The sequence below is a fragment of the Bacillus sp. EKM501B genome (assembly GCF_011800505.1).
Lineage (GTDB): Bacteria > Bacillota > Bacilli > Bacillales > Bacillaceae_G > Bacillus_A > Bacillus_A cereus.
On the sequence record NZ_JAALFZ010000100.1, the window covers coordinates 1 to 220 of the forward strand.

A 220-nucleotide genomic window follows, 5' to 3' on the forward strand; every position below is an offset into this window, starting at 1 on the left:
CCCATTGGGACAATATCTGTAGGAGTATTTGTCATATATACATTGATACCGCTAAGTCGTTTACTACGAGGAGAATACTTCATCCCTTTCTTTTTTTCTCTTACCGTTTGATCTTGTAATCGTTTTTGTTGTTGTTCTTTTGTTAGTCGATGAATAATCACACGAGTTGGGACTTTATCAGTCATTCCTACATAAGCGTTGGATATTTCGCATGTTTGTC

The 220-nt window shown here is 36.4% G+C and carries 1 pseudogene; it reads right to left on the bottom strand.

From position 1 onward, the window contains the following. Positions 1–220 (bottom strand): annotated as a pseudogene (locus tag HFD78_RS29325) (IS4 family transposase); the annotation flags it as partial.